Origin of the sequence: Streptomyces sp. NBC_01003 (genome assembly GCF_045162695.1) — a bacterium.
In the GTDB taxonomy this organism is placed as follows: Bacteria; Actinomycetota; Actinomycetes; order Streptomycetales; family Streptomycetaceae; genus Streptomyces.
The window spans coordinates 3,862,048-3,883,741 of record NZ_CP108707.1 but is presented as its reverse complement, the minus strand read 5'-3'; the positions used below and the strand labels follow the sequence as shown (position 1 = coordinate 3,883,741).

Here is a 21,694-nt window from a genome sequence, read left to right as displayed (position 1 = left end):
CGGTCAGCGGATAAGGGGAGTCGCACAGTGGCAGGGAAGCTCGCCGTCATCGGAGCCGGACTCATGGGGTCCGGAATCGCCCAGGTCTCGGCGCAGGCGGGCTGGGACGTCGTCCTGCGCGACGTCACCGACGCCGCCCTGGCCCGTGGCACCGACGGCATCAAGGCCTCGTACGACAAGTTCGTGAGCAAGGGCAAGCTGTCCGCGCAGGACGCCGAGGCCGCGCTCGCCCGCATCACCACGACCACCGATCTGGACGCGGTCGCCGACGCCGACATCGTCGTCGAGGCCGTCTTCGAGAAGCTCGAGGTCAAGCACGAGATCTTCCGGGCGCTCGACAAGATCGTCCGCGAGGACGCCGTGCTCGCCTCGAACACCTCCGCCATCCCGATCACCAAGATCGCGGCGGTCACGGAGCGCCCGGAGCGCGTCGTCGGCGCCCACTTCTTCTCGCCGGTCCCGATGATGCAGCTGTGCGAGCTGGTCCGTGGCTACAAGACGAGCGACGAAACGCTCGCCACCACGCGGGAGTTCGCCGAGTCGGTCGGCAAGACCTGCATCGTCGTCAACCGCGACGTCGCCGGCTTCGTGACCACGCGGCTCATCTCGGCCCTCGTCGTCGAGGCCGCCAAGCTGTACGAGTCGGGCGTCGCCACCGCCGAGGACATCGACATCGCCTGCAAGCTCGGCTTCGGCCACGCGATGGGGCCGCTCGCCACCGCCGACCTCACGGGCGTCGACATCCTGCTGCACGCCACCAGCAACATCTACACCGAGTCCCAGGACGAGAAGTTCGCCCCGCCCGAGCTGATGCGCCGGATGGTTGACGCCGGTGACATCGGGCGCAAGAGCGGGCAGGGGTTCTATAAGCACTGATCTCTCGTCACCCCACGGGTAACCCCACGGGGTGAATTCGGTATCGGTTCGCTTACAGACGGCAACTTCTGCGCCCCCGCGCCAGTCAGTTGCAGTGACATACCCAGATCGCCGTACGACACAGAGACCACTGGAATCACGGCACACAAGCACTCTCGGGGAGCGTATATGTACATCAGGGGCGACCACGCCGGGCTGGTCGTCGGGGGCCGCCTCGACGTCCGCAGCGCGGCGGACGCCCGTACGGTCCTGCACACGGCCCTCGACGACGGCGTCGGCGACCTGCTGCTCGATCTGTCAGAGCTGGACTCGTGGGACGCGACGGGTCTCGGCGTCATCATGGGCGCCCACCGGCGGGCCGGACGGTGCGGCCGCAGGCTGGTGTTGCGGGGTGTGCCGCCCCAGATGCAGCGCCTCCTGGTGGCGACGCGGCTGCACCGGATCCTCGCCATCGAGGGCGGCATCGGGGTCGAATCGCTGCCCAGGGTATGAATCGGGCGTTCCGGTACGCAGCGCCCACAATCCTCACGAGACTGTGACGTCTCGGACGCCGCGGTACCCCGGCTGTTCGGAGATACTGAGCCAGGTCTAGGGTTCGGTCGCCCGCGGATTGACGGACCCTCTCGCGGGCACCGGACCAGAAGCGACAGCGCAGTGTGCACAGGCCGGGAGGGGCACCGGCACACCACGCTTTTGGGGGGCTTTGACCATGGACCCGATGAACCGGGGACCGGAAGACTTCGGGCACGATCCGTACGGCGGGGATCCCTACGACCGCGCGGACCGTGGCCACCACGACGACGAGAGCGACACCCAGGCGAGCCGCCCGCGCCCGCCCAGGGATCCCCTCACTCCTGACTTCGGCCAGCCCTCACAAGGGCTCGCCCGCACCGTGCAGCTCGTGTCCGGCGACTCCCTGCTCACCGTCAATCCCGTCGACGGCAGCGAGATCGAGCCGTGCCCGCCGGGGGAGCGGCCGGGACGGCCCGTCAAGTACGCACCGGCGGAACGCGCCGAGATGGCCCGCGCCGCACGTCCGCCGCTGCCGGCCGGGCCCCCGCTGCCCCGACTGCCGCTCCTCGAGCGTCAGGAGGAGCGTGAGCGCCTTGTCCGGCTCCTCGCGCGCGGGCGCTCCGTGCGGCTCACCGGACCCTCGGGCTCCGGACGCACCGCGCTGCTCGACACGGTCGCCGAGGACTGCGCGGACGTCGCGCCCGACGGCGTCGTCCGGCTCTCCGGACACCGCCGCTCGTCGAACGACCTGCTGTACGACCTCTTCGCGGTCGTGTACAACGCGCCGCTGCACCGGCCCGACCGGGCCCTGCTCCTCGAACTCGTCCACGACATCGGCGCCGTCGTCGTCCTCGACGACCTCGAGTTCGGCGGCGCCGCGCTCGACGAGCTCCTCGAAGCGACGCCGGAGTGCGCCTTCCTGGTAGCGGCCACACCCGACGTCGCCGCGCCGTCCGCCGACTCGCACCTCGAAGAGGTCTTCCTCGGCGGCCTCGGCCGCGGCGGCGGGCTCGAACTCCTGGAGCGGTCCGTCGGCCGCGTCCTCACGGACGAGGAGGCGAACTGGGCCGGCGACCTCTGGTTCGAGTCGGAGGGGCTCCCGCTGCGCTTCGTGCAGGCCGGCGCGCTCCTGCGGCAGCGCGACCAGCTGCGCGCCGACCCGAACGTCTTCGACGAGTTCGGTTACTTCGGAGGCCCCGGCGCCCCGCCCGTAGACGCGCCCTTCGACGCCGAGGACAGCCGCGACGTGCCGCTGCCCTCGCTCGCCGACGGCGCCGCGCCCGCGGCCCTGCTCGCGTCCCGGCTCAGCGAATCGGCCCGTGCCACCCTGCGGTTCTCGGTCGCGCTCGGCGGCGAGATACCGCACCAGGCCCATCTGCCCGCCCTCGTGGGCGACACCCACGCCGACGCGGCCCTCGCCGAACTCGTCGGCTGCGCCCTCGTCACACCGGTCGGCGGCCGCTACCGCCTGGCCTCCGGCGTGTACGACCAGCTGGCGGCCGCGGGATACGCCGACGACACCGGCGGCCACGCGCACACCGCCGCGCAGCACTACGCGTGGTGGGCCGGGCATCCCTCGGTCGGGCCCGAGCGGGTCGCGGCCGAGGCCGACGCCCTGCTCGCCGCACTGACCGTACTCGTCCCCGGCACGACGCCGGCCGGGCCGGACGAGGAGGGCAGCGTCGCGGTGCTGCTCGCCCGTACCGCCGCGCCCGCGTTCGCCGCCGGGCTCAGCTGGACCGTGTGGGAGCGGTGCCTGCGGTCCGGCCAGGAGGCCGCGCGGCTCTCCGGCGACGTGGCGGAAGAGGCCTATTTCCACCACGAGTTGGGCATCCTCGCGCTGCTCGGCGGGCAGCTCGACCGGGCCCGCGCCGAGCTGGAGGCCTCCATCGCCCTGCGCGGCGCGCTGGCCGACAAGCGGGGCACCATCGCGGGCCGCCGCGCCCTCGCCCTGGTCGCGGACCGCTCCGGCAGCGCGCCCCCCGGCGGGCGTACGGCGGCGGGCGAAGAGGTCCCCGCCGCGCGCTACGAGGAGTCGGCGTCGCCCCCCGGCGGGGTGCCGGCCGCGTTCGCGCTGCCCGCGCCGCCCCCGGAACCCGACACACTGGTCTCCCGGCAGGCCGGGTCCGGCCCCGGCGCCAAGCCCGGCGGGGCCCGTCGTGCCGTCGTCACCGGCACGCGGCGCAACCTCGTGGCCGCGGGTGCCGGAGCGCTCCTCGCGGCCGTCCTCGGCACCGTCGTGACGCTCGGCGCCACGTCGAACAACGAGACCCCGTCCGACAGCGTCAATGTGAACCCGTCGGCCTCGCAGGGCGAGGACGGCGGCGACATCGGCGCCGACCAGGCGGACCAGGGCGGCGACGCAGGCTCCACGCAGCGGCCCGGCGACCCGGGCAAGGACGGCATCCCGAACACGTCGGACGACCCGACGCCCAGCACCGGGCCGTCGACCGGCGAGAGCGGCAAGCCGTCGGACAAGCCGAGCGACAAGCCCTCCGACGAGCCGTCGGACAAGCCGACCACGTCGAAGCCGCCGTCCTCCAAGCCGCCCACGTCGAAGCCCCCGACGTCGAAGCCTCCGACGTCCAAGCCCCCGACGAGCTCCCCGCCGCCGTCGTCCGGGACGCCGTCCACCTCGCCGTCGTCCCCTGACACGTCGGACTCGGCGAGCGGTCCGGCGCCGAGCGGCAGCTCCGCGATGAGCAGCCCGGCGGACAGCGCGCCGGGTACGCCCGGCGGGCCGGACGCCTCGTCGACGATCTGACGGCCGTACGCAGCACATGACCGAGGGCCGGGTTCACCAGAACCCGGCCCTCAGTCATGTCCGACAGGTCAGAACAGGCGGAGCTTGTCGTCCTCGATGCCACGCAGCGCGTCGTAGTCCAGGACCGTGCAGCCGATGCCGCGGTCCGTGGCCAGGACGCGGGCCTGCGGCTTGATCTCCTGGGCGGCGAAGACGCCGCGCACCGGGGCGAGGTGCGGGTCGCGGTTCAACAGCTCGAGATAGCGCGTGAGTTGCTCCACGCCGTCGATCTCGCCGCGCCGCTTGATCTCGATGGCCACGGTCGCGCCGTCACCGTCCCGGCACAGGATGTCGACGGGCCCGATCGCCGTCGGGTACTCGCGTCGGATGAGCGTGTAGCCCTCGCCGAGCGTGTCGATCCTGTCGGCGAGGAGCTCCTGGAGGTGCGCTTCCACGCCGTCCTTGATGAGACCCGGGTCCACACCCAGTTCGTGCGAGGAGTCGTGGAGGACTTCCTCCATCGTGATGATGAGTTTCTCGCCCGCTTTGTTGATGACGGTCCAGATGCCGCTGTCGTCGCCCGTGCCCTCCTTCAGGGTGCAGGGCGGGGACATCCAGTTGAGAGGTTTGTAGGCCCTGTCGTCCGCGTGGATCGAGACGCTGCCGTCCGCCTTCACGAGGATCAGGCGGGGAGCCGACGGGAGATGGGCTGTGAGCCTGCCCGCGTAGTCCACGGAGCAACGGGCGATGACGAGACGCATGGTCGGCAACGCTACTCGACGACCAGTGGTCCACGCGATTCGCCCTGGAACTGCCGGGTTCGTTATTGGCCGGTTGTGGACCGACTGTGCCTGCGATCCCCTGTTGCGGGCCCCGGACGTTGCTTAACGTATAAGCGGGAGGTCGCGACGCCTGTACGCAGCGTGTTCGTGGTCGTACGTCGTCGCGCGCTCCTTACCTGCCCGTCAGCCCCCGCTCCCCGCGGGGGTGCGAGAGGAGAACCCATGTCGCTCGACGTCTCACCGGCACTGTTGGAACAGGCCGAGCGAGGCGAGGTCGACGAAGCTGACTTCGTCGACTGCGTCCGGACCTCCCTGCCTTACGCATGGGAGATGATCAGCTCCCTGGTGGCCCAGCTGAAGGTCGACGGCGGAGATTTCGCCGACAACCAGACGCCTCCGCCGGACGAGCAGGCACGTGGGCAGCTGCTGCGTGCGCTCGCGAGTGACGCGATTCGTGGCGCGCTGCAGCGGCACTTCGGTGTACGCCTGGCCTTCCAGAACTGTCACCGTGTGGCGGTGTTCCCACAGGACCCGTCGGTGGACGGCACGCTGGCCCGCTTCACCTCGGCCCGCAACCAGCTGTTGAACCAGTCCCCGGAACTCAGGGACTGCTGACGGCCGGTTGACGGCGGAATCGGATGGTCTGCCGCTCCGTACGCGGGAGGTGCACAAGTACGGAGCGGTGGACTACGGGCCGCACGGCCGTTACGCGACTCAGCGGAGCCGGGGGAGTACCTCGGCGCCCAGCCTGCGCACGTTCTCCTCGGTGGCCGCGAGATCTCCGGAGCCCTCGACGAGCAGCGCGAAGCGCGTGATGCCCGTGCGCTCCGAGGTCGCCGCGAGCCGGTCGGCGCACTGCCCGGGAGTCCCCACCGGGTGCAGCCCGCACAGCAGTTCCGTGTACGCGGCCGGGTCCCGCATGGACCGCGTGCGGCCGTCCACCGTCACATGGGCGTCGAGCCCCTGCTTCAGCCAGCCGGGCATCGCCTTGAGGAGCGTCTCCCGAGCCTGCGCCGTTCGGTCGCCGATCTGGGCCACCCCGGCCGAGACGTGCGCCGCGGCGTGGATCTCCTCCGGGCTGCGGCCGGAGGCCCGCGCGTGCGAGCGCCACAGGGAGACCATCTCGGCCTTCTCCTCGTCCCCGGAGTGCATGCCGAGCAGCATCGGAAGGCCGCGCTCGGCCGCAAGCCGCACGCTGTTCGGTGAGGTGCAGGCGACCACCACCTCGGGGCCTTCGGGGGAGTCGAGCGCCTCGTCGGGGCGCGGGACCACGGCGACCTCGCGGAAGGCGAACCGTTCCCCCTCGGCCTCGACGCGGGGCTCGCGCAGCCAGCGCAGCAGCAGGTCCAGGGACTCCGGGAACCCTTCCTGGTACGCCTTGATGCCCGAGCCGAAGACCTCCAGGTCCACCCAGGGGCCGCCGCGGCCGACGCCGAGCGAGAAGCGGCCGCCGGACGTCAGGTGCAGCAGGGCCGCCTGCTCGCCGAGGGCGACCGGGTGGGCGGTCGGCAGCACGCTGACCGCCGTGCCGATGCGGATGCGCCGGGTGCGGCCGAGCAGTAACGCCGCGAGCGTCACCGCGGACGGACAGGTGCCGTACGGCACGAAGTGGTGCTCCGCCAGCCAGACCGAGTCGAGCCCGGCCTCCTCGGCCGCCTCGGCGGACCGCACTGCCCGGTGCAGCGCCTCCCCCTGCCCCTGGCCGGGGAACTGGGCCGCCAGTACAAAAGTCCCTACGCGCATCGCACTCCTGCCTTTCTTGGCACCGACGCGGCACTCCCCCATGGGCATTAACGGCTGACAAGTGCCAAGGGCACGGCTTGCCATGGAGATTGGCAGATTTTCCGGAGAACTCATGAGGGTGACGTTGTGCGGGTACCCGAGAGGCGTCCGCGTAGGCTGAACGTGAGCCCCAGTCCCTGTACAGGCACCTGTACAAGTCCTAGAGGAGAGCCGGTGTCCCCGCGCCGAAACCAGTCGTCGCCCCGTCGCGGCGGCCGACCGTCCAGCCAGGCACCGGACGAGGAGCAGGGCAGCCGCTTCGGCGGATTCGAGCGTACGGAGAGATGGCAGGGCGAGGAGTGGAGCGTGCGCCAGGTCGCGGGCGCGAGCGCCGCCGGCAAGACGTACCGGTGCCCCGGCTGCGACCAGGAGATCCCCTCCGGGGTCGCGCACGTGGTGGCCTGGCCCGAGCACTCGGGCGTGGACGAGCGCCGGCACTGGCACAAGGCCTGCTGGAACGCGAAGGACCGCCGCACCACACGGGTGCAGCGGTCCAGGAACGCGCCTCGTTACTAGGGGCTGCCGGCCCTATACGTCGCGCCGCTCCAGCAGTACGAACGCGCCGACCACGGCCGCGGCCGTGACGCCGACGAGCAGCCACACCTGGGACCCGCCCGTGCTCCCGCCGTCCGCACCGAAGATCTTGGCGAGGGCGTTGATGGCGTTGTACTCCTGCATCTTCTCGCCGAGCGTCCGCGTGCTGCGCGAGATCATCAGGAAGACCGGCAGGATCGACGGCAGCAGCACGATGCCGAGCATCGCGGTGATCGCGCCCGCCGAGTGCCGCAGCATGGAGCCCACGGCGAGGCCGAGGACGCCGAGCAGGGACACGTAGAGCCCGCCCTTGAGGACAGTGCCGCCCCAGCTCGCGTCGCCCGCCTCGGGGCCGCTGTGCATCGACGACGTGAGCAGGCCCACCAGGAGGATGGAGCCCGCGGAGACCACGAACGAGACCGCGAAGAACACCAGGATCTTGGCGGCGAAGACGCGGTAGCGCTGCGGCGACGCGGTGAACGTCGTGCGGATCATGCCGGTGCCGTACTCCGACGACGTCACGAGGACGCCCAGCGTGATCAGGCAGATCTGGCCGAGCAGCAGCCCGATGAAGGCCGGGAACGTGAACGGCAGGTCCTGGTAGTTGAGGTCCTCGGTCTGCGCGGAGACGAACAGGCCGCCGCCGAGGACCAGGAACAGGAAGATGCCGAGCGTCCAGATCGTGGAGCGCACGGACTTGATCTTCGTCCACTCCGAGGCGAGCGCGTGCCCCAGGTGCGTGCGGGTGACCGGGATGGGCGAGGTGTACGAAGTGCCGGGCGCGCCCTGCCAGTTGGGCGCGCTCTGCTGGGCGTAGGCCTGCGGAGCCGGCTGCGGGGGCGGCGTCGTCATCGGGGGTCCTCGGGCTTGTTCAGGTCGGCGGGGACAGGGGCTGCGGGGGCCGGGGCCGCGGGCGCGGCAGGCGGCTGCTGCGGCGCGGCGTACGGGTTCGGCCCGCCGGGCGCGGCCTGCGGCGGGGCGAACGGCTGACCGCCCTGCTGGGGCGGCGGCGGCGCGTACCAGTCCGGCTGGCCCTGGCCGGGCGCGGGGAACTGCTGCTGAGGCATCGCGCCCGGCGGGAGCTGCTGCTGAAGACCGGCACGCTGGTCGACGGTCGAGCGGTAGTCGACGGCGCCCTGCGTCATCCGCATGTACGCCTCCTCCAGCGAGGCCTGGTGCGGCGAGAGCTCCCACAGGCGTACGTCGGCGCCGTGCGCCAGGTCGCTGATGCGGGGGAGCGGCAGGCCCATGACGCGCAGCGCGCCGTCCTGCTCGGGCAGCACCTGGCCGCCGGCCTCGGTCAGCGCCGCCGTCAGCTTCTCGCGCTGCTGCGGCTCCGTCTCGGGCGTGCGCACCCGCGCGAAGTCGGCCGAGTTGTGCGAGATGAAGTCCCGCACGCTCATGTCGGCGAGGAGCTGGCCGCGGCCGATGACGATCAGGTGCTCGGCGGTCAGCGCCATCTCGCTCATCAGGTGCGAGGAGACGAAGACGGTGCGGCCCTCGGCGGCGAGCGACTTCATCAGGTTCCTGACCCAGAGGATGCCCTCCGGGTCGAGGCCGTTGACCGGCTCGTCGAAGAGGAGCACCTGCGGGTCGCCGAGCAGCGCGGCCGCGATGCCGAGGCGCTGGCCCATGCCGAGCGAGAAGCCCTTGGAGCGCTTCTTCGCCACGTCCTGGAGGCCGACGACGCCGAGTACCTCGTCCACGCGGCGGGCCGGGATGCCGGACAGCTGCGCGAGGCAGAGCAGGTGATTACGGGCGTGCCGGCCGCCGTGCACCGCCTTGGCGTCGAGCAGGGCGCCGACCTGGCGCGGGGCGTTGGGGAGCTTGCGGTACGGGTAGCCGCCGATCGTCACCTGGCCCGTCGTCGGCTGGTCGAGACCCAGGATCATGCGCATGGTCGTCGACTTGCCGGACCCGTTCGGACCCAGGAAACCGGTCACGGTGCCCGGCCGGACCTGGAAGGAAAGGTTGTACACGGCTGTCTTGGCGCCGTAGCGCTTCGTCAGGCCGACTGCCTCGATCATTCTCCGCACCCATCGAAAGGTTCAGGACATCGGGGCACACGCCCCCGTAAGGGTTAGGAGGATATCGGGGCGCTGACGGTTCCGGCCAAGACAAGGCAAAGCCCCTGGGCCTGCCCGCAACCCCTAAGCGTCCCGCTTCTTGAGGAGCACATATCCGAAGATCAGGGCCAGGACCACCCAGATCACCATGATGCCGAGGCCGCCCCACGGCCCGTACGGGGTGTCGTCGTCGATCGGCGTCACCACCTGCATGATCTTGCTGCCGGCCTGGTCGGGCAGGTACCGGCCGATCTTCTTCGTCGCCGACACGTTGCCCAGGATGTTGGAGATCAGGAAGAAGAACGGCATCAGGATGCCGAGCGACAGCATCGGGCTGCGCAGCATCGACGCGACACCCATCGAGAACATGGCGATGAGGGTCATGTAGAGGCCGCCGCCGATGACCGCGCGCAGGACGCCCGGGTCGCTGATCTGCGCCCGGTACTCGCCGAGGACGGCCTGCCCGAGGAAGAACGCGATGAAGCTCGTGGCGAGGCCCACGACGAACGCCAGGACGGTGGCCACGGCGACCTTGCTGAACAGGAACGTGCCGCGCTGGGGGACCGCGGCGAGCGAGGTGCGGATCATCCCGGTGCTGTACTCGTTCGAGACGACGAGGACGCCGAAGACGATCATCGCGAGCTGTCCGAGACTCATCCCGGCGAAGCTGATGAACGTGGGGTCGAAGGACAGCCGCTCCTTCAGGTCCATGTTCTTGAACTCGTTCCTCGACAGGATCGAGATCAGCACGCCGAGCGCGATCGTCAGCACGGCCGCGAGGCCGAGCGTCCACACCGTCGAAGCGACGGACCTGATCTTGGTCCACTCGGACCGGAGAACCTGCGTCGTGGCCATCGGTCAGGCTCCCTTGTTCCTCGTACGGTCCCAGCCCTCGCCCCAGCCCTGCTGCTGTGTCGGTGGCGGCAGCTGGGCGGGCGGCGGCACCCCTAGCTCGTCCGTGTGCGCGTGGTACTCCACCGACTCCGCGGTGAGCTGCATGAACGCCTCCTCGAGCGAGGCCTGCTGAGGACTCAGCTCATGCAGCGCCAGATGGTGGGCGGCCGCGAGGTCACCGAGCTGCTCGGGGCTGACGCCGTCCACCTCGAGCGTGCCGTTGCCCGCCTCCACGACGGTGATCCCGGCCTCGTGCAGCACATCGAGGAGCCGCTCCTGCTGCGGCGAGCGCAGTCGCACGTACGAGCGGGAGTTCTGCTGGATGAAGTCGGACATCGAGGTGTCGGCGAGGAGATGGCCCTGGCCGATGACGACGAGGTGGTCCGCGGTCAGCGCCATCTCGCTCATCAGGTGCGAGGAGACGAAGACCGTACGGCCCTGGCCGGCGAGCGACTTCATCAGATTGCGGATCCAGTGGATGCCCTCGGGGTCGAGCCCGTTGACCGGCTCGTCGAACATCAGGATCCGCGGGTCGCCGAGGAGCGCGCCCGCGATGCCGAGGCGCTGGCCCATACCCAGCGAGAAGCCCTTCGCCTTCTTCCTGGCGACGGGCGTCAGACCCACCGTGTCGAGGACCTCGACGACGCGGGTGCGCGGTATGCCGTTGCTCTGCGCCAGGCACAGCAGGTGGTTGTAGGCGCTGCGGCCGCCGTGCATGGCCTTGGCGTCGAGGAGCGCGCCGATGTACCGCAGCGGGTCCTTCAGCTGCGCGTAGTGCTTCCCGTCGATGCGTACGTCGCCTGCTGACGGGTTGTCGAGACCGAGCATCATCCGCATCGTCGTGGACTTGCCGGCGCCGTTGGGGCCGAGGAACCCCGTGACGATGCCCGGTCTGACGGTGAACGTGAGGTTGTTGACGGCCAGCTTCTCGCCGTAATGCTTGGTCAGCCCCTCGAGCTCGATCATGCGGCAACGCTAGAACGCGACAAAGCCCCCTGCCACTGGAGCGGCAAGGGGCTTCGGTGTCCGACTTCGGTTGCTCAGCGGGTCTGCTGGGCGGGAACCCCACGCGAGATCGGCTCGTCCTCCGCAGGCGCGCCCGCGGCGGCGACGGCCGCACCGGTGAGCGTCGCCAGCATCTCGCGCACGTTGGTGAGCTGCGCGTTGATGGAGTCGCGGCGGTTCGTCAGCGCGGCGAGCTCGCGCTCCGATTCCGAGCGGATCCGGTCGGCCTTGGCGTTGGCGTCGGCCACGATGTCCTCGGCCTGGCGCTGCGCGGTCTCCACCGTCTGGCGGGCGCGGCGCTCGGCGTCGGTGCGCAGCTTCTCGGCCTCCAGGCGGAGCTGCTCCGCGCGGTGCTCGATCTCCGCGAGACGCTTCTCGGCCTTCGCCTGACGCGAGGCCAGGTCGCGCTCGGACTGCTCGCGGCGCTTCGCCAGGTTCGTCTCGAAGTCCGCGGCGGCCTGGGCGGCCTTGGCGCGGGTCTCCTCGAAGAGGGCGTCCGCCTCCTCACGCTTCGACTGAGCGTCCTTCTGGGCCTCGGCGCGCAGCGTGCCCGCTTCGCTCTTGGCCTTCTCGACAATACGGACGCCTTCGTCCTCGGCCTTGGACTTGCGCTCCGCAGCGAACGATTCTGCGTCGTTGCGCACCTGCTGGGCCGCCGACTCGGCGAGCTCGCGGTGCTGCTCGGCGGCGCGCCGGGCCTCCTCGCGCAGGTCCTTCGCCTCCTCCTCGGCGAGGCGGAGGATCTTCTCGACGCGCGCGCCGAGGCCGGCGTACGACGGCTCGGCGTCGTTCACCTGCGCCTGGGCGTTCTGCGTCTCGAGGTGGAGCTCCTCGATGCGCTTTTCCAGAGCAGTGATACGAGCGAGAGCGCTGTCACGGTCGGAGACGAGCTTGGAAATGCGTTCGTCCACCTGAGCGCGGTCGTACCCACGCCGCACAAGCTCGAAGCCGTAGGGGGAAGTGTCGCTCATGGGGTTCCTGTCGAATGAGACCGGTGAGGTGATAGGGGGAATCCTAGGGGTCAAAGCGGCGTGTCATCGAGCAGATGCCCGTTTGATCTGGAGAATGACACCCCTTTTGAGTGGCTAACCGCAGGATGGCTTGCCAGCGGCAGCGCCGAAGGTCCTTACCAAGCACGCCCGTTGCCGTCCTGGCTACCCTTCCGACCCCTTGCCACCCGATCGGGTCGCGCCCGCTGCGGCTCCCGCCTTGACGGCACCCTCCTTGGTCCCGCCGCCGGCGGACGGGGCCTCGAAGGACTCCAACGCCTCCAGGACGTCCTGGACGCGGGAGATCTCGGCGTTGATGTCCTCGCGGCGGCGGACCAGGACCTCCAGCTCGCGCTTGCCCTCGTCGACCGTGCGCTCCGCCTCCGCCTGCGCCTCGGACAGGACGCGCTCGGCCTCGCGGGTCAGCTCGGTCTTCTTCGCCCCGGCCTCCTTGAGCAGACCCTCGGCCTTCTTCACGGCGGCGATCCGGACCTTGCTCGCCTCCGAACCCGCCTCCGCGACCATCTCCTTGGCCTTCGCCTGCGCCTCGGCGAGCTGCTCCTCGGCGGCCTTCACCAGCGCGTCGCACCGCTCGCCGGCCGTCTTCATGGCCTCGGCGGACTCGCGCCGCGCCCGCTCGTGCAGTTCGTCGATCTCGCCGGTGATGCGCTCGCGCAGCTCCTCGGCGCGCTCCCTGATCGCCGTCGCGTCGCGGCGCGCGCCGACGAGCAACTCGTCCGCGTCCGTACGGGACTTCTCCACCAGGGAGTTGCCCTCGACGGTCGCCTCGGAGACCAGCCGGTCGGCCTCCTTGCGTGCCGCGCCGACCATCATGTCGGCCTGCGACTCGGCGTCCGCGGTCGCCTTCAGCGCGGACTGCTGCGCCTCGGACGTCAGCTTCTCGGCCTCCGCGCTCGCCTCCGTGATGAGCTTGTCGACCTGCTCGGCGGCCTCCGAGCGGCGCTTGTTGGCGTCCTTGCGGGTCTCGTCGAGGGTCCGCTCGGCCTCGGCGCGGGCCGCGGAGGTGAGCCGCTCGGCCTCCTCCGCCGCCTCCGCCTTGACGCGCTCCGACTCGCTGCGGATCCGTTCGGCGTGCTGCTGGGCGGATCCGACGGTCTCGGCCGCCTCTGCGCGCAGCCGCTCGGCGTCCCCGGCCGCGTCCGCGATGAGCTTCTCGGCCTGGGCGACCGACTCGGCGCGCACCCGCTCGGCCTCGGCGCGGGTCTCGTTCGTGAGCTGCTCGGCCGCCGCGGTGGACTCCGCGTGCAGCCTGGCGGCCTCGGTCGTGGCGCCGCCGATGAGCTGCTCGGCACGCGCGACGGACTCGGACCGGACGCGCTCCGCCTCGGTGTTGGTCTCGTTCGTGAGGCGCTCGGCCTCGCTCGTGGCCTCCGTGATGAGGGTGTCCGCCTGCGTCGCGGCGTCCGAACGGATCCGGTTGGCGTCCTCGCGGGCATCGGCCCGGGTGCGCGAGGCGTCCTGCTCGGCCGACGTGAGCCGCTCGGAGACCTCCGTACGGACCTGCTGGGCATGCTCCGACGCCTCGGACCGCATCCGCTCCGACTCGGCGATCGCCTCCGAAACCGTGCGCTCCGCAAGGGACTTGGCGGCCTCCGACTCGGCGGCGGCCTCGCCGCGCACGCGGTTGGCGTCGTCGGTGGCGCGCTCGCGCTCCGCGTACGCGTCGGCGCGGACCCGGTCGGCCTCCTCCTGCGCCTCGCGCTTGGTGCGCTCGGACGCGTGCTCCGCGGCGCTGCGCAGGCCCGCGATCTCCTCCTGCGCCTGCTCCTGGAGCCCGGACACGGAGTCGCGCACCTGCTGCGCGGTCTGCTCGGCGGCGCCGACCATCTCGGTGGAGCGCCGGTCGGCCTCCTCCACCAGACGTACGGCCTCTGCCTGCGCCTCCTCGACACGGGCGCGGGCGACCGCGAGGAGTTCCTCGCTCTGCTCGCGGGCCCGCTCGCGCTCCTGGTCGGCCTCCTGGCGGGCGGAACCGAGGGTCTCCTCGGCCTCGCGGCGCCGCCTGGCGGCCTCCTCCTGGGCGGCGGTGAGCGCCTCGGCGGCCTCCGTGGCGACCCGCTCGGCCGCGGCCGCGGCCTCCGCGCGCACCCGGTCCGCGCTCTCCTGCGCCTCCGACTTGAGCCGCTCGGCCTCGGCCGCGGCCTCGGACCGCAGCCGTACGGCGACGTTCTCCGCCTCCGCGCGGGTGCCGGACGCGTCCGCCGCGGCCTCCGTGCGCAGCCGGTCGGCCTCCGTCTCGGCCTGCGCCTGGAGCGTACGGATCCGCTCGGCGGCCTCGGCGCGCAGCCGCTCCGTTTCGTCCGCGGTCTCGCGGCGGATGCGCTCCGACGCGGCCCGCGCGTCGGTGAGCGCGGTCTCGGACGCCGTCAGGCGCTGCTCGGCCTCGGTGTGCAGCCGGGTCAGCTCGTCGGCGGCCTCCGACTGCCGGGCCGCGACGGCGCGCTCGGTCTCCTCGCGCAGCTCCTGCGCGCCCCGCTCGGCCTCCGCCTTGGTGGCCTCGGCCTGCTCGGCGGCCTCCTCGCGGTGCCGCTCGGCCTCGGCGCGGGTGCGCTCCAGGGTCTCCTCGGCCTGCTTGCGCAGGTTCGTGGCGCGCTCGATGGCCTCGGTGCGGACCCGCTCACTCTCGGTCTGCGCACCGGCCCGCAGCTCGTCCGCGTCCGCCTTCGCCTTGGCGAGCAGCTCCTCGGCGGTCCTGGCCGCCTCCTCGATCTGCTGGACGGCCTCGCGCCGCGCCTCGCTGCGGATGCGCTCGCCCTCGTCGACCGCCTCGGCCCGCAGCTGCTCGGCCTCGCCGCGCAGCCGTCGCGCCTCCTCCTGGAGCTCGACGGTCTTGGCGCGGTAGTCCTTGGTGTCGTCCTTCGCGGCGCCCTTGAGCTGCTCCGCGATGTCGTGCGCCTCGCCACGCAGCCGGTCCGCCTCGGCCTCGGCCTCGCTGCGCAGCCGCTCGGCCTCCTCGGAGGCGGCCTTCGTGGTGGCCTTGGCGTCCTCGGACGCCTTGTTGAGCACCTCTTCGGCCGTACGGGCGGCCTTGGCGAGCTGGGAGGCGGTCTCCTCGGCCGTGACGTTGCGTGCCTTCTCGCCGGCCTCGGCGAGGATCTTCTCGGCCTGCTCCTTGGCGTCGGTGACGACCTGCTCGGCCTCCGACTTGGTGGACTCGGCCTCCTTGGTGGCCTCCGAGACGAGCCGGGCGACCTGCTCCTTGGCGGTGCGCGTGCGCTGCTCGTTCGCCGACTCGGCGCTCGCGAGCTGCTTGGCCGCGGCTTCCTTCGCCTCGGTGACGACCTTCTCCGCCGACGCCCGCGCCTCGCGCAGCGCCGTGTCGGCCTCGGACAGGCGCTGCTCGGCGGCGCGGCTCAGCTCGGCGGACTGGCGGCGGGCCGTGTCCGACTCGGTGGCCGTGGACGAGCGCAGCTGTTCGGCGTGGTCGGTGGCTTCCTGCGCCTGAGTCGACGCCGCGTTCAGGAGGCGCTCGGCGTCGGTGCGGGCGCGGCGCAGCAGGGCCTCGGCCTCGGCGCGGGCCGTCTCGGCGTCCGACGTCAGGCGCTGGCGGGCCTCGGTGGCGACCCGCTCGGCCTCGGCGCGGGCGGCGGCGAGCGCCTGGTCGGCCTCGGCGCGGGACTCGTCGACGAGCCGGCGGGCCTGCTGCTCGCTGCGGGAGCGCAGCTGCTCGGCCCACGCCACGTTCTCGTTGACGTGTGCCTCGACGGTCTGGCGGCGCTCGGCCAGCTCCTGGTCGAGCTGCTGGCGGCGCGAGACGGCCTCGGCGTGCAGCTCGGACTGGAGCCGGGACTGCTGCTCGGCGTGCTCCTGGAGGATGCGCTGCGTCTGGGCGCGGGCGTCGCGCAGCTCGCGCTCGGCGTCGGCGCGCAGCTGGTCGGCCTGGATCTGCGCGTTACGCAGCAGCTGCTCGGCCTGGTACCCGATGTCCCCGCCGTCGTAGGCAGGACGGGACGCGAGGTTGCGGCGCGCCTCGTGCAGCTTGGCGCGCAACACCTCGACCTGGTAGCCCAGGTCCTCGGCGTGCTGGACCGCCTTCTCCCGCTCGGTCTTCAGCCGGTCCATCTCGGCCTCGAACCGCGAGAGATGGTCGGTCTCAGCCGGCCGCCGGCTGTCCTGGCTCTCGTAGCCCCGCACTGCGCGGTCCCATCCTTCCCCAAGCTCTCAACTGCGTTCGAGCAGGGGAGACCCCACTCCTGGTCGCAGGTCTCTCCAAGCGAGCACCGTCCATCCGCCGAACGGGGCCCCCGGGGAATGGTGTCAGATCAACGGCGGAGCATGGGCTGCTGCCCCGTCGCTCGCCCCCCGAAACCCGGACCCCGGCCCGCGGCCGTCCGTGTGACGGACGGCCGCCCCCAACCCTACCGGCCCAGATATACGGAGGTCAGTGCTCAGGTGACTCAACCGGTGCGGAAGTGACGAGTTCGGTCAGTACGCCGTGGCAATCCTTGGGGTGCAGGAAGGTGATGCGCGACCCCATCGAACCGATGCGCGGCTCGTCGTACAGGACGCGTACGCCCTTGCCCCTGATGTCCGCGGAGTCGGCGTCGACGTCCGCCGTGCCGAAGGCGATGTGGTGGACGCCCTCGCCGTTCTTGGCCAGCCACTTCCCGACAGCGGAGTCCTCCCGGGTGGGCTCGAGGAGCTGCAGGTAGGAGGCCCCGCCGTCGCTCGTCTCATTGATCTTGAGCATGGCCTCGCGCACGCCCTGCTCCTCGTTCACCTCGGAGTGGAACACTTCGAAGCCGTAGGTGGAGCGGTAGAACTCAACGGTCTTGTCGAGGTCGAAACAGGCGATTCCGATGTGGTCGATTCGCGTCAGCATGCTGTAAGTGCAGCGCGGTCGGAGGTGGTTACGCAACGTGCGCGCGATCACACCGTTCGGCCGGTGACGTGCGGGGTACTGCTCAGTACATTCGGGTAAACCCTCGTTCACTCCTCATCTCCAAGGGGCCGTGCCTCATGTCTGGAACGACCGGTACCACCTCAGTCATCGTCGCGGGCGCGCGGACGCCCATGGGCCGCCTGCTCGGCTCGCTGAAGTCCTTCTCCGGAGCCGACCTCGGAGGGGTCGCCATCAAGGCGGCGCTCGACCGGGCCGGGATCGGCGGAGACCAGGTGCAGTACGTGATCATGGGCCAGGTGCTCCAGGCGGGGGCAGGGCAGATCCCCGCGCGCCAGGCGGCCGTCAAGGCCGGCATCCCCATGAACGTGCCGGCGCTGACCATCAACAAGGTGTGTCTCTCGGGCCTCGACGCCATCGCGCTCGCCGACCAGCTGATCCGCGCCGGCGAGTTCGACATCGTCGTCGCGGGCGGCCAGGAGTCCATGACGAACGCGCCGCACCTGCTCCCCAAGTCCCGTGAGGGCTACAAGTACGGCGCCGTCGAGATGCTCGACGCGATGGCGTACGACGGCCTGACCGACTCCTTCGAGAACATCCCGATGGGTGAGTCGACGGAGAAGCACAACACCCGCCTCGGGATCAAGCGCCCCGAGCAGGACGAGATCGCCGCCCAGTCGCACCAGCGCGCCGCCGCCGCCCAGAAGAACGGCCTCTTCGAGGCGGAGATCACGCCCGTCGAGATCCCGCAGCGCAAGGGCGACCCGGTCCTGTTCAGCAAGGACGAGGGCATCCGCGCCGAGACGACCGCCGAGTCGCTCGGCAAGCTGCGGCCCGCGTTCACCAAGGACGGCACGATCACGGCCGGCACGTCCTCGCAGATCTCCGACGGCGCCGCCGCGGTCGTCGTCATGAGCAAGACGAAGGCACAGGAGCTCGGCCTGGAGTGGATCGCCGAGATCGGCGCCCACGGGAACGTGGCGGGGCCCGACAACTCGCTCCAGTCGCAGCCGTCGAACGCCATCCGGCACGCCCTCAAGAAGGAGGGCCTGGGCGTCGAGGACGTCGACCTCATCGAGATCAACGAGGCCTTCGCGGCCGTCGCGGTGCAGTCAATGAAGGACCTCGGCGTGTCCTCGGAAAAGGTGAATGTCAACGGCGGGGCGATTGCCCTGGGTCACCCGATCGGGATGTCCGGCGCGCGTGTCGTCCTGCACCTCGCGCTCGAGCTGAAGCGGCGCGGCGGCGGTATCGGCGCGGCCGCGTTGTGCGGCGGCGGTGGCCAGGGTGACGCGCTGATCGTGCGCGTACCCAAGGCGTAACCCTTCCGGGTACAGATGCCGGTGCGGGTATCTGTACGTGTGCCGGTACGTACGTCGGTACGGATGTCGGTACGTATGTCGGACGAAACCGAGTGAACGGAGCTGTGATGCAGGACGTCTCCACCCTGGTGGCCCAGGCCAGGGAAGGCCGGCCCAGGGCCGTGGCCCGGCTGATCTCCCTGGTGGAGGGGGCGTCCCCGCAGCTGCGCGAGGTGATGGCGGCGCTGGCCCCGCTCGCGGGGCACGCGTACGTCGTCGGGCTCACCGGGTCGCCGGGCGTCGGCAAGTCCACGTCCACGTCCGCCCTGGTCAGCGCGTACCGGCGGGCCGGGAAGCGGGTCGGTGTGCTCGCCGTCGACCCGTCGTCGCCGTTCAGCGGCGGCGCCCTGCTCGGTGACCGCGTCCGCATGTCGGAGCACGCGTCCGACCCCGGCGTGTACATCCGTTCCATGGCCACGCGCGGGCACCTGGGCGGCCTCGCGTGGGCCGCGCCCCAGGCGATCCGGGTGCTCGACGCGGCCGGCTGCGACGTCGTCCTCGTGGAGACGGTCGGCGTCGGCCAGTCCGAGGTCGAGATCGCCTCGCAGGCCGACACGTCCGTGGTCCTCCTCGCCCCCGGCATGGGCGACGGGATCCAGGCGGCCAAGGCCGGAATCCTGGAGATCGGCGACGTCTACGTCGTCAACAAGGCCGACCGTGACGGCGCGGACGCGACGGCCCGCGAGCTCAACCACATGCTGGGCCTCGGCGAGTCCCGGGGCGCCGGTGACTGGCGCCCGCCGATCGTCAAGACCGTCGCCGCCCGCGGCGAGGGCATCGACGAGGTCGTCGAGGCGCTCGAGAAGCACCGGGCGTGGATGGAGGAGCACGGTGTCCTCCAGGAGCGCCGCCTCGCCCGCGCCTCCCGCGAGGTCGAGACGATCGCCGTCACGGCCCTGCGCGAACGCATCGCGGACCTCCACGGCGACCGCCGCCTCAGCTCGCTGGCCGAGCGCATCGTGGCGGGCGAGCTCGACCCGTATCGGGCGGCGGACTCCCTGGTGGAGGGCCTGACGGAGGCCTGAGCGGATGGTGGGGGCGGGGCCGCGCCACGGTGTCATCCGTGGCCAACTCCCGCTCCCCGCTGTTACGTTGGACGTATGTTCCTTCTCTGTGCGTAGGGCACGACCCGGCCGCGGCCACCGTCGAACGGTGATGCCGCGGTCCTCGGCGTCCGTGTGCCCTTCGTCCTGAGGAACTCCCACCCATGTCGTCGTACGCAGCGCTTCTGCGCGTTCCCCATGCCCGCCGTACCTTCGGCGCCGCCCTGCTCGGGCGGCTCTCCTACGGGACCGTGTCCCTGTCCCTGATGCTCGCGGTGAAGTCCGCCACCGGCTCGTACGCCGTCGCGGGCACGGCCATGGCGCTCTTCGGCGCCGCGAGCGTCTTCCTCTCACCCCTGAGAGCGCTCCTCATCGACCGGTACGGGCCGCGGCGCGCGCTCCCGCCGATGACGGGGGCGTACGCGGTCCTGCTGGGCGTGCTCGCCGCACTGACCTGGCGGCCGGGGGCCTCCGGCCTGCTGCTCGGAGCGGCCGCCCTCGCCGCGGGCGCGTGCACCCCGCCCCTCGGCCCGACCATGCGGACGGTGTGGAGCGAACTCGTCGGCAAGCGCGAGGGGTTGCTGCAGCGCGCGTACAGCCTCGACGGGGTGGCCGAGGAGCTGCTGCTCGTGTCCGGCCCGCTCATCGTGGGCGTGATCGTGCAGTTCGCCCCCGCGGCGTTCGGCGTCGCCATCAGCGCGGTCCTGGTGGCCGTGGGAACCGCCGCGTTCGTGGCGTCCCCGGCCGTACGGGGCATCGCCGGCCGGGCCGCGGTCCGGCGCGGGCGGTCCGGCGGGACCTCGCCGGTGCGCGGCCTCGCGCAGCCGGTGGTCGTCGCGGTGGGGGTCGGACTTGCCCTCGGCGCCCTTGACCTGCTCATCCTCGCCTTCGCCGACGCCCGGCAGCACGCCGACGCCGTGGCCTGGGTGATGGCCGCGCTCTCGGCGGGCAGCGCGGTCGGTGGCCTCGCGAACGGCGCCGTCTCCTGGTCCGCTCCCGCCCGCGTCCGGCTGCCGTTCCTGGCCGCGGGGCTCGCCGCCGCGTTGGGGGCGGCGGCGCTCGCGCCGGGCCTGGTGACGCTCGGCGCGGCGGCCGTGGTCGCGGGCCTCTTCGTCGCGCCCGCCCTGACGACCGCGTATCTCGTGGCGGACGAGACGGCTGGGCCGGCGCTGCGCACTCAGGCCGGGGCCTGGGTCAACACGGCGGTGAACGCCGGTATCTCGGCCGGCACGGCGGGAGCGGGCCTCCTGGTGGCTCGCCTCCCGCTCGCGGCCTGCTTCGCAGTGGCCGCGGCGGCACCGGTCGCGGCGGCGGTGTGGGGCGTACGGAGTGTGCGCGGCGCCCGTACGACGCCGGAAGCCGCGCCCGGGGACGGTGTCCCGGACGCGGCTCAGGAGACGGGCTCGGCGCGCTGAACTGACGTGCGCCGAGCCGGGTTTGTGGGCGCGGACCTCAGTCGTCGTCGCCGTGGTGGCCGTGGTCGTCGTCGGAGTCGTGCCCCCGGCCGTGGTTGCCGTGGTCGTCACCGGCGTCGTGCGTAGCGGCGTCGTCGCGGCCGTGGTCGTCACCCGCGTCGTGCGTGGCGCGCGTCGCGTGGTCGTCGCGGCCGTCGTCGTCCCCGTCGTCGTGGGACGAGCGGTCCGGGGTCACCGCGCCGGACCGGAGGTCCACGAGCCAGTCGGCGTCGGTGCCGTTGGCCGCCGTGGTCTCGGCCTCCCAGGCGTGGGCCGTGCCGTCGTCGTCGAGGTCGATCTCGGTGACCGTCCCCTTCGCGGCGGCGGCCCTTGCCGCGTCCTGCGCCGTGGTCTTCGCGTCCTTCAGGATGGTGGTGACGCGGGCCGTGTCGTCGTGGCGTGAGGTGTGCGAGCCGGTGACCTTGCCCGAGGCGGGGTCGACGAGTACGTCGTGCCACGTCGTGCCGTTCAGGACCTCGACCTCCCAGACCACCCGGTCGTTCTCGTCGTCCAGCTCGGCGGAGACCGCCGTGCCGGGCACCGACTTGAGGGCCGCGGCGATGGCGTCCGAAGCCGTCACCTTCGCGGTCTTCAGCTCGGTCACGCGCTCCGTGCGGTCGTCGTCGTGCCCGGCCGACCCCGTCGACCCCGTACCCCGCGACGCGGTCGACGTGCCCGCCGCCGTGCTGTCGTCGCCGCCCGAGACCGCGACGGCGGTCGCGGTGCCGCCGCCGATCAGAGCCACGGCGGCGATGGTGGCGATCACGATGTTGCGCTTCATGAGGGATCCT

Annotated in this window: 18 protein-coding genes; 8 read left to right on the top strand and 10 right to left on the bottom strand. The window is 71.9% G+C overall.

The window, feature by feature from the left end; genetic code table 11:
• Window positions 1–27 precede the first annotated feature (27 nt).
• The 3 genes from OG698_RS17595 (at window position 28) to OG698_RS17585 (ending at window position 4,153) form a co-directional block, all read left to right on the top strand.
• Window positions 28–876, top strand: coding sequence for a 3-hydroxyacyl-CoA dehydrogenase family protein (locus tag OG698_RS17595; protein ID WP_406103951.1), 849 nt, complete (start codon window positions 28–30; stop codon window positions 874–876).
• A 168-nt stretch (window positions 877–1,044) separates the two neighbouring features.
• A complete protein-coding gene (locus OG698_RS17590; protein ID WP_100595842.1) occupies window positions 1,045–1,368 on the top strand; it encodes an STAS domain-containing protein in 324 nt (107 codons plus the stop codon).
• A 217-nt stretch (window positions 1,369–1,585) separates the two neighbouring features.
• The gene (locus OG698_RS17585; protein WP_406103949.1) at window positions 1,586–4,153 is read left to right on the top strand and encodes an ATP-binding protein; all 2,568 of its coding nucleotides are present in this window, start codon (window positions 1,586–1,588) and stop codon (window positions 4,151–4,153) included.
• A gap of 68 nt (window positions 4,154–4,221) precedes the next feature.
• Here OG698_RS17585 and nucS read toward each other — a convergent pair whose 3' ends face one another.
• Entirely contained in the window at window positions 4,222–4,893 is a 672-nt protein-coding gene (gene nucS / locus OG698_RS17580) for an endonuclease NucS (protein WP_199841896.1), read from the bottom strand.
• 243 nt (window positions 4,894–5,136) lie between these two features.
• Here nucS and OG698_RS17575 point away from each other — a divergent pair, with 243 nt between their 5' ends.
• A complete protein-coding gene (locus tag OG698_RS17575; protein ID WP_100595840.1) occupies window positions 5,137–5,529 on the top strand; it encodes an SCO5389 family protein in 393 nt (130 codons plus the stop codon).
• A 99-nt stretch (window positions 5,530–5,628) separates the two neighbouring features.
• Here OG698_RS17575 and OG698_RS17570 read toward each other — a convergent pair whose 3' ends face one another.
• Window positions 5,629–6,657, bottom strand: a complete 1,029-nt coding sequence (locus OG698_RS17570) for an LLM class flavin-dependent oxidoreductase (protein WP_406103947.1) — start codon at window positions 6,655–6,657, stop codon at window positions 5,629–5,631.
• 213 nt (window positions 6,658–6,870) lie between these two features.
• On the opposite strand from OG698_RS17570, the gene OG698_RS17565 reads away from it, so the two are divergent.
• Window positions 6,871–7,212 (top strand): ATP/GTP-binding protein, encoded by a 342-nt coding sequence (locus OG698_RS17565; RefSeq protein ID WP_399969522.1) that lies wholly within the window; start codon window positions 6,871–6,873, stop codon window positions 7,210–7,212.
• Window positions 7,213–7,224: 12 nt separating this feature from the next.
• Here OG698_RS17565 and OG698_RS17560 read toward each other — a convergent pair whose 3' ends face one another.
• From OG698_RS17560 to mce, 7 genes are all read right to left on the bottom strand, one after another.
• Window positions 7,225–8,082, bottom strand: a complete 858-nt coding sequence (locus OG698_RS17560) for an ABC transporter permease (RefSeq protein ID WP_406103944.1) — start codon at window positions 8,080–8,082, stop codon at window positions 7,225–7,227.
• Window positions 8,079–9,257 (bottom strand): ABC transporter ATP-binding protein, encoded by a 1,179-nt coding sequence (locus OG698_RS17555; RefSeq protein ID WP_398375222.1) that lies wholly within the window; start codon window positions 9,255–9,257, stop codon window positions 8,079–8,081. Before OG698_RS17555 ends, OG698_RS17560 begins: the two co-directional genes overlap by 4 nt.
• A 123-nt stretch (window positions 9,258–9,380) precedes the next feature.
• Window positions 9,381–10,151: an ABC transporter permease subunit gene (locus tag OG698_RS17550; protein WP_406103942.1), complete on the bottom strand. Its 771-nt coding sequence runs from the start codon at window positions 10,149–10,151 to the stop codon at window positions 9,381–9,383.
• Between the two features lie 3 nt (window positions 10,152–10,154).
• A complete protein-coding gene (locus OG698_RS17545) occupies window positions 10,155–11,156 on the bottom strand; it encodes an ABC transporter ATP-binding protein (RefSeq protein WP_406103940.1) in 1,002 nt (333 codons plus the stop codon).
• A 74-nt stretch (window positions 11,157–11,230) separates the two neighbouring features.
• Entirely contained in the window at window positions 11,231–12,166 is a 936-nt protein-coding gene (locus OG698_RS17540) for a cellulose-binding protein (protein WP_100595833.1), read from the bottom strand.
• Between the two features lie 183 nt (window positions 12,167–12,349).
• The gene (scy, locus tag OG698_RS17535; protein ID WP_406103938.1) at window positions 12,350–16,339 is read right to left on the bottom strand and encodes a polarized growth protein Scy; all 3,990 of its coding nucleotides are present in this window, start codon (window positions 16,337–16,339) and stop codon (window positions 12,350–12,352) included.
• Window positions 16,340–16,586: 247 nt separating this feature from the next.
• Complete coding sequence (gene mce / locus OG698_RS17530) at window positions 16,587–17,027, bottom strand: methylmalonyl-CoA epimerase (protein WP_399969513.1); 441 nt, start codon at window positions 17,025–17,027, stop codon at window positions 16,587–16,589.
• 137 nt (window positions 17,028–17,164) lie between these two features.
• Here mce and OG698_RS17525 point away from each other — a divergent pair, with 137 nt between their 5' ends.
• From OG698_RS17525 to OG698_RS17515, 3 genes are all read left to right on the top strand, one after another.
• A complete protein-coding gene (locus tag OG698_RS17525; RefSeq protein WP_383092244.1) occupies window positions 17,165–18,367 on the top strand; it encodes an acetyl-CoA C-acetyltransferase in 1,203 nt (400 codons plus the stop codon).
• Between the two features lie 107 nt (window positions 18,368–18,474).
• Window positions 18,475–19,431, top strand: a complete 957-nt coding sequence (meaB, locus tag OG698_RS17520) for a methylmalonyl Co-A mutase-associated GTPase MeaB (RefSeq protein ID WP_116509816.1) — start codon at window positions 18,475–18,477, stop codon at window positions 19,429–19,431.
• Window positions 19,432–19,613: 182 nt separating this feature from the next.
• Window positions 19,614–20,864, top strand: a complete 1,251-nt coding sequence (locus OG698_RS17515) for an MFS transporter (protein WP_406103935.1) — start codon at window positions 19,614–19,616, stop codon at window positions 20,862–20,864.
• 37 nt (window positions 20,865–20,901) lie between these two features.
• Here the strand turns inward: OG698_RS17515 and OG698_RS17510 are convergent, their stop codons facing one another.
• Window positions 20,902–21,684 (bottom strand): PepSY domain-containing protein, encoded by a 783-nt coding sequence (locus tag OG698_RS17510; protein WP_406103934.1) that lies wholly within the window; start codon window positions 21,682–21,684, stop codon window positions 20,902–20,904.
• Window positions 21,685–21,694 lie beyond the last annotated feature (10 nt).